Raw genomic sequence first — 7433 nt, forward strand, 5'->3', positions numbered from 1 at the left:
TTTTGTGAAATGTTTGCCAACGTTTTGGGTATGATCTCGTTGCGTGTTTCAGCAACTAATTTAGCAAATACAAACCGAATAGAAAATCCGCGATAATTTTCGTAAGTAGGCGAGTACTAGCAATGAATTATACAGGGTGTTGTGTGTAGTTATTTTTTCGGATTAATGACTTTTGGCAGAACACGAGTATAGCATCTAACATTAACTTTCCGTTTTCGATATATTCTACTTTGGCAATTTCTGTTTTCTGTTTGCAAGAAATTAAGTAGACTAAACTTATGACTAGGATGAAAAAATAGTTTTTCAATGATTTTTTTAAAATTAAAAGTCAGTTATTTATATTTTTATGAAAGATTTTCGGATAATTGCCTACAACGGCTCCGACTATGGTTAATAGGGGAATTAACAAGCGATTAAGTTCCGATTAAGCACTGAGCCAAAACTTTTTATTTGGTTTCATCTTTTTATTATAAAGCCAAATCCAAAAGATTTGGCGGACTTGGTTCAAAGTTCTGAACTTTGGGTTAAGTACAAAACCCGTATTAATTTAGCCATTGTTACAAACTGGCGTTGACATCTTTTTGAAATTCTGCTCAGTAAGGATTTTAACTACGTTTCAGTTTTTAGAATCAGTATTAGTAGATGATTGTATTAGTTTGCTTATTTTATAAACATCTATTTCTGAGGTATTTGGGTCGATTTCAGATACCCATCCAATTTCTGAATTAAAAAGACTTATCCTGCCTGGCAAATGTATCTGTCCAAATTCTGTCCAAGTAGTTCCATTGTTATTTGAGTAGTACAATTTGTTTGAGGTAATTGCATTATTAGAATAGGAAGTACATAAAAACTCTCCTGGCTTATTTGGAATACTGTTGAGGTCGAAAATTTTATCAGCGAGTCCTTGGGGGGTAACAATTGACCAATTTTCTCCTCCGTCTGAAGTTACAATCATATTTTTAGAGAAGTAATCACCACGATCATGATACCTAGCTATACCATTTAGAGAATCGGAGAAAGTTACTTCAAAAATTAAATCTTTATCAGTTAAAGGTGTATTATAGGCAGTCCATGTTGTTCCTCGATCAATTGATTTTAGTATTCGGCCCATAGTACCGACCCAAATAGTATCCTTAATTGCATAATAACTATCATCACTTTCAATTTCACGAGAAGATTCTATTTTCGGAAAATTCGACTCAGGAAGCCTTTTCCAATCGTTACCTGCATTATAAGTTTTAAAAACTTGAAAATATCCATCTGCATTTGAAGCAAAAACAATTCCCTCAAGATGATCAAAAAAATGTATTTGTCCACCATAGCCGTCAGAGAAAGGCACATTTTGGACTATCCAATTATCACCTCCATCAAAGGTGGCATATATTTTAGACTTCCAATCAGTGCGGTTAAAAAAATCCATCCTATCGACACTACTAACCCAAGCACTATCTTTACTGACTGCACTGATACAAGCGATGTAAAATTTGCTAGGTGTCTCTGCCGGCAAAATATCATTTTTCCATGTTATTCCTCCATCTTTCGTATGTGTAATTATATTTGGTGTATGCTCCTTAACAGTAACATTTGGGTTTGAACAACTTGCCCAAACAGTATTTCTATTAACAGTAATCATGTGAAAAGGGGAAGTACTTCCATTACTACCTAAGCTAGTATATTGTGGTGTAAATTTTTGAGAATAAACTAAATTTGATAGAGTAATTGAAAAAATTGTAATTAGAATAATTGTTTTCATCGGAATATAGATTTTACTTTTGTCCAAAGGTAAACAGTATGTTGTGCAATCTATTTTCATTCAAACACCAAAAGTGTCCAGAAAAAAGAATCTGGACTAAATTTACTGATCTTGACTCATTCGATATTGTGACGGTGTATACTCAGTATTTTTTTTGAAAATAGTATTGAATGATGATTTTGAATTAAATCCAGCTTCGTTAGAAATCGCTTCTAAGGTGTAATGTTTAAATTTTGATGAAGTTTAATAATGTCTTGATTTTCTCACTTTATGATTGTTTAAATACTCAAAAAAATCGACCTTATGAATAATCTAATTTTAATTCGCTTTGTTCCGTCACTCAATGTTGAGATAAAACACCAAGTGTTTGTCCGTTCATTGCTGATTGGTTTTTTGTGTTTTCTTTGAATCCTTTTTCGGAAACAAACCTCTTATTCTTTCTGAAAATTAATCATATTCAGTATTAGTAATATTTTTTCTCAAATTACACACAACGGTTTGTATATGATTCCTTAATTGGAAATTCATATGAATTTCCAATTAAGGAATCAGTACCATTTAAAAGTAGTAAATATTCTTTGAAGTAAGAATGTAGCTATGGATTATACACGTCTTAAGTTTACAATCCTTTAATTTTAATGGTTTAATCAGAAAGAACAAAAGAGAGGATTAAGATTAGTATACACGGTGAAGCTTTGGACTTCGACAACAATGATAATCCCCTCTCTTTTCTACTTAAATATCGTTCAGTTCTGTGAGACTTTGGATCTCGATTTTAAGTTGTTGATAGGTAAGTAGCTAGTTCTTTCCAAAAGAAATTTTCTATGAATAAATATAAAGAAATTTATGGTATTGATATTAGTAAAAGGGTGTTTGATCTTTACAATTCAGAAGTTGGCCATTTGCAATTTACCAATGATGAAAAAGGGTTTAAGCTATTGGTTGAGCATTTATCGAAAGACTCTTTAATAGTTATGGAAGCTACAGGGTATTATCATTATCGATTAGCTCAATACTTGTACAAAACAGGTTTTGCTGTATCTGTTGTGAATCCATTATCTGTCAAGCGATTTATTCAGATGAAGTTAACTAAGGTAAAAACCGATAAGAGTGATGCTAAAGCTATCTGTGAGTATGGGATGTTGAATGAAGTTCCATTATACAATGCTTTAACAGATGTTCAGGCAGAATGCTTACAGTTATTCAGGTTGTTGGATAATTACTTAAAGCAACGTACCGCTACCAAGAACAAATTACATGGAGAAAAGAGCTTAGGGGTACCATCAAAGCTTGTATATCGTTCATTAACCAGACATCTAAAGCATTTGAATGGGGAAATAGAACTGCTAGAGGGGCATCTTTTAGAGTTAATTAAACAAGAGCAGCAACATCAGTTAACTTTATTAAAAAGTATACCAGGTGTGGGTGTTAAGACAGCTTTGTTTTTAATTGTAGTGACCGATGGTTTTAAGAAGTTTGAGAGTGCTAAACAATTGTGTAGTTATGTTGGTATTACCCCAACCATTAGAGAGTCTGGAAGTAGTATAAGAGGACGCAGTAGGATCAGTAAAATAGGCAATAGAAAGCTTCGGAATTTATTGTTTTTATGTGCTTTTTCGGCATGTAAACACAACAAAGCATGTAAAGAACTATATGATCGGATTGTAGTCAAAGGAAAGAGTAAAAAGCTGGCACTGATAGCAGTAGCAAACAAACTATTAAAACAAGCCTTTGCAATTGCTAAAAGCGGATTACCTTATGATGAGAATTTTGTTTCAAGATTAGCCTAAAAAAGCTTGTTTTTTAACTCAGTTCTTTGTTGTGGTGTCGTTTTTTTAGAGCTTTTTCATCTTTGGGCTAATTCCCATCTTTTTAATTCCACTTTCCAACTTTTGAAAATCAGCTTTTTTGAGAATTAATTGAGAACTGACGAATCTATCTGCTCCGTGCACGACTCCAATTTCTCCCGTTCTTGATTTTATGGCAATTATACTTAGTAACCTTTCAATTAGTTGTTTTTCTTCGGTATCTAACTTCATCAATCATTTTTTTATTCTTTATCTCTTAGATTCTCTCTGGCTTTTTTGACAACCTCATGGTAATCTTCAAGAAATGGTTCACTTAATTCCTTTTCCAGTACTGCTTCAATATTCCATAAAACTCTCTGCTCCGATTGATCTTTAATCTGATTAAATTCCTCTGGCCCATTAAATCTGCCTAGAATTTCGAAGAGAACTATTGCCTCGTCTTTTGTAAGCCCAATATTTACTTTTTTATTAGTCATATTTAAAATGCACCACAACGGTATTGTATATGGCACGTTGCCATATTAGTAGTTTTATATTATTCAGTCGAAACTGAGATTTATTGGTAGGGGAGAGTTTAAAGTTAGCCAAATTTTGGCAATGTGTTATATACGTTGTTGTGCTTTCGTTATTTTTCGATTTCATAAAGTACGCATTTCTCTAGTTTTTTAAATTTTGAAAGTAAAGGATGATTAAAGATTTTAGTCTTTTTCATACCTATTTTTTTCATAACATTTTCTGATTTATTATTGGTCTCTGGGCAGATTGATTTCATATTTTTTAATCCAATTTGGTTAAAAGCAAATTCAATACATTTTTTGGCTCCTTCCGTGGCAAAACCTTTTCCCCATTCACTTTGAGCTAATCTCCACCCAACATCTACACAAGGTGTGAAATCAGATTTGAATGTCTGTTCGGCTATTCCAATAAATCCAATAAATTCGTTACTCTCAAGTTTGTCGACTGCAAAATAGCAAAAACCATTTTTAGAATACTGTGTTTGCATTCGTGTAATAAATTCGTCCGTCTGCTTTTGTGTTAGAGTCGTTGGAAAATACTCCATCACTTTTGGATTAGAATTTATAATAAACATTTTAATCTTATCTTCTTCTATCCAGTTTCTAAACCCCAATCTTTCAGATTTAAAAATATAATTTCTCATTCTGGTTTTTTGAAATTAGTTATTTAATTTGGTAATTAATTTTATGTGTTTTCATTGCTCGTATTATTATTTTTTGTTCCTAATAAATATAAAATTTTACTTGGTCCAGATTTTATTTTATTGATTTCCCAATTATAAGTTTCTGTTTGGTCTAAACTTTTAACGAGTTGAATCATTTCCTTTACAGAATAGGTTCTAAGAGAAGAAACAACACCATCCCAAAGCACAAAAAAAGGTACTATTGGTATTAAATAAGTGAAAATAATCCGTCCAATTTTAAATGGTTTTATAAAAGGTGTCAACAACAAAACACTTATGGGTGAAAACAACATTGCTAAAACACTTGGAATACTTCTTTCTTGTCCTTCGAATATTGCTATTGAATTATTTGTATCGATAGCATTTTGTAATATCCTCTTTGCATCTTTTGGCTTAAAATGATGCAGAGATAAAAACTGTGTCCTTAACCCTTTTAACTTTTCAGGAACATTTCTAGCATCAATAGACTTTTCTATAAACTCAAAGTTGTCTGCTGCTTCTTTTGTAAATTTAAATGCAGGAATATTGGGATAAAAATCGGTTAGAATAATTTTTAGTTCAGGAATTTTCTTTTTCAATTCAGAGTTTAACCAAATAAGTCCTCCACCACCTCCAGAACCCAAATCAACAATTTGATTTGTTTTGCTCTTTTTTAATCCTTTTTCAATAATTGGAATTATTGGCTTATACATTTTTGTTTTATTAGACAAAAACTGTAAAAAGTCCGTTCCGTAGTTCCTTAAAAAAGCTGGAAACCATTTTTGGTCTTCAAATTCAAATAAATGTATTCTTCCCATTTCTTTTGTTTATATGTTAGTTTTGTTTACGGTTCTTAGACTTTAGATAACTACACTAGAATTTGGTTTTTTAATGCCTTTCACAATTCGTGAGAAATACGATTTAAGCCAAATCAAAGTAAACACAGATTAAGAATATCGTGTTAAAAAAGCCGTGTACGGAAATAATAAACCACAAATCATATTTGCGTAAGTAGAATATCAGAGCCAATAGCGCTCCAACAAACGATGCAACAAGTTGCCCTGTAATGCCTTGATCACTGTGCATGAATCCAAAGGAACCAGTAATTAAGACAATATTAAGCACGATACTGATTTTACTTTCTCCAAAGAATTTTACAAATTGTCGCATAAAATAACCTCGAAAGATTATTTCTTCTCCAAATCCTGCAGAAGCCCAGACCAATAATAAAGTGACTAATAAGTCAGGAATACTTGCTTCTTTTAATTCATCAAAAGATGAATAATCTATAGTAACTCCTGTTAAATTTGTAATTACAGGAACCAATATAAATGTGTAAAAAATAAAGAGGCCTATTGCAACTAAAGGAGCAAATACTAAGATGTTTTTAGATGTGAATTTTTTACGTTGAAACCCAAGTTCTGTAAATGCTTTTCCTCTGTACTCTATATAACTTGCTATAAAGACTACTATTGAAACAATAACATTTGTTAGAAAACCTAGAAAAATTGGTCCAAACCATGAAAAGCAGATGATTATAGTGGTAATTAATGGAATTAATACTTTACGTAGAGTGATGTTGTTCATTATTTTTTGATTTTCAATTCAAAACGAAATAATGAGCAAAATATCTGAAAAGCCTATTGAATACTTTTGTTTTTACTGAATGGTAGTAAATTACATCTGAATAGTCGATAATTTAGAAATATTTTATTGAAAACCATTTTATAAAAGCTTCTCGCTTGTAACGACTGATGTTAATTTCTGCAATCGTATCATTTTTAAGAGTAGTTTTTAATGTAACACGCAACTTCCCATTTTCTATCTTTTCAATTAAATCTATAGCATCTTTATGAATAATAATTTTCCTATTAGCTCTAAAAAATAATTGGTCGTTTATTTTTTCTTCGAGTTCATTTAATGTAAAATCAGTAGTAATCGTAGTACCATCATTTTTAGCAGTATATACAATTTTATTTTCACTGTAGAAACAGGCGATATTTTCATAGGTTAGTTTTTTTATTTTCGCACCACTTTCAATAGTAATTTCAGTGTCTCTTAAAGATGCTTTATATAAATTGTATAAGCCTTGAGAATACAATAATATTATAAAAATAAAACATATTAATAAGGTAATTAGTAAACCAATTAATGTAAAATACAACTGTAACTCTCCGTCAATAATTATTCCTACAAAAATATTTACTGGAATATAAAGTATAGATATATATGCTAAAGTAGAAGCAATAAACCTAACAATTATTTTGACTTCCACCTTTTTAGAGAAGTATTTTTCTTTGTAAAAGTTGAAATTAAAATTAGCTATGATTCCAACCAGAATAGCTAAAATAATAGTAAATAAAAATCCTACTATTGGGAATCTATATGAGCCACTATCTAGGAAATTATCACTCGCAGCTATATGATTTACAACTAAAGAAAAAATAACCAGTACAATAACTTTTTTGATCCAGTGCCTTGTAGAGTTTTTCAAAAAAGTGTAGCTCGATTTTTTTATCGCATATTTTTTTTGTTGCGTAGTACTCATTTATTTATTGACTCTTTTTTCTAAATAATTCATCATTAGTTAAGGGTTTCTGATAATGAAGCACAACGGATAGTATAACAAGCTTAGCATCCCGAAGGGTGCCATGATTTGTTATACATTGTTACCAGCTTTTTAATTCTAATTTAG

Annotated in this window: 8 protein-coding genes and 1 pseudogene; 1 reads left to right on the forward strand and 8 read right to left on the reverse strand. The window is 31.0% G+C overall.

Annotated features, from left to right (window positions below):
- Window positions 1–616: 616 nt before the first annotated feature.
- Together ACEXOE_RS22290 and ACEXOE_RS22295 are read right to left on the reverse strand one after the other, a co-directional pair.
- Entirely contained in the window at window positions 617–1753 is a 1137-nt protein-coding gene (locus ACEXOE_RS22290) for a WD40/YVTN/BNR-like repeat-containing protein (protein WP_394751088.1), read from the reverse strand.
- A 102-nt stretch (window positions 1754–1855) separates the two neighbouring features.
- Window positions 1856–1966 (reverse strand): annotated as a pseudogene (locus ACEXOE_RS22295) (AraC family transcriptional regulator); the annotation flags it as partial.
- Between the two features lie 611 nt (window positions 1967–2577).
- On the opposite strand from ACEXOE_RS22295, the gene ACEXOE_RS22300 reads away from it, so the two are divergent.
- Complete coding sequence (locus tag ACEXOE_RS22300; RefSeq protein WP_394751089.1) at window positions 2578–3543, forward strand: IS110 family RNA-guided transposase; 966 nt, start codon at window positions 2578–2580, stop codon at window positions 3541–3543.
- 45 nt (window positions 3544–3588) lie between these two features.
- Here ACEXOE_RS22300 and ACEXOE_RS22305 read toward each other — a convergent pair whose 3' ends face one another.
- From ACEXOE_RS22305 to ACEXOE_RS22330, 6 genes are all read right to left on the reverse strand, one after another.
- Window positions 3589–3792: a hypothetical protein gene (locus ACEXOE_RS22305; RefSeq protein ID WP_394751090.1), complete on the reverse strand. Its 204-nt coding sequence runs from the start codon at window positions 3790–3792 to the stop codon at window positions 3589–3591.
- An 11-nt stretch (window positions 3793–3803) separates the two neighbouring features.
- Window positions 3804–4037 (reverse strand): hypothetical protein, encoded by a 234-nt coding sequence (locus ACEXOE_RS22310; protein ID WP_394751091.1) that lies wholly within the window; start codon window positions 4035–4037, stop codon window positions 3804–3806.
- A 149-nt stretch (window positions 4038–4186) separates the two neighbouring features.
- The gene (locus ACEXOE_RS22315; RefSeq protein ID WP_394751092.1) at window positions 4187–4720 is read right to left on the reverse strand and encodes a GNAT family N-acetyltransferase; all 534 of its coding nucleotides are present in this window, start codon (window positions 4718–4720) and stop codon (window positions 4187–4189) included.
- Window positions 4721–4761: 41 nt separating this feature from the next.
- Window positions 4762–5556, reverse strand: a complete 795-nt coding sequence (locus ACEXOE_RS22320) for a hypothetical protein (RefSeq protein WP_394751093.1) — start codon at window positions 5554–5556, stop codon at window positions 4762–4764.
- A gap of 103 nt (window positions 5557–5659) precedes the next feature.
- Complete coding sequence (locus tag ACEXOE_RS22325; protein WP_394751094.1) at window positions 5660–6325, reverse strand: CPBP family intramembrane glutamic endopeptidase; 666 nt, start codon at window positions 6323–6325, stop codon at window positions 5660–5662.
- A 112-nt stretch (window positions 6326–6437) separates the two neighbouring features.
- Complete coding sequence (locus ACEXOE_RS22330; protein ID WP_394751095.1) at window positions 6438–7286, reverse strand: LytR/AlgR family response regulator transcription factor; 849 nt, start codon at window positions 7284–7286, stop codon at window positions 6438–6440.
- Window positions 7287–7433 lie beyond the last annotated feature (147 nt).

The organism is Spongiimicrobium salis, from assembly GCF_043678055.1.
Taxonomy (GTDB): domain Bacteria; phylum Bacteroidota; class Bacteroidia; order Flavobacteriales; family Flavobacteriaceae; genus Spongiimicrobium; species Spongiimicrobium salis.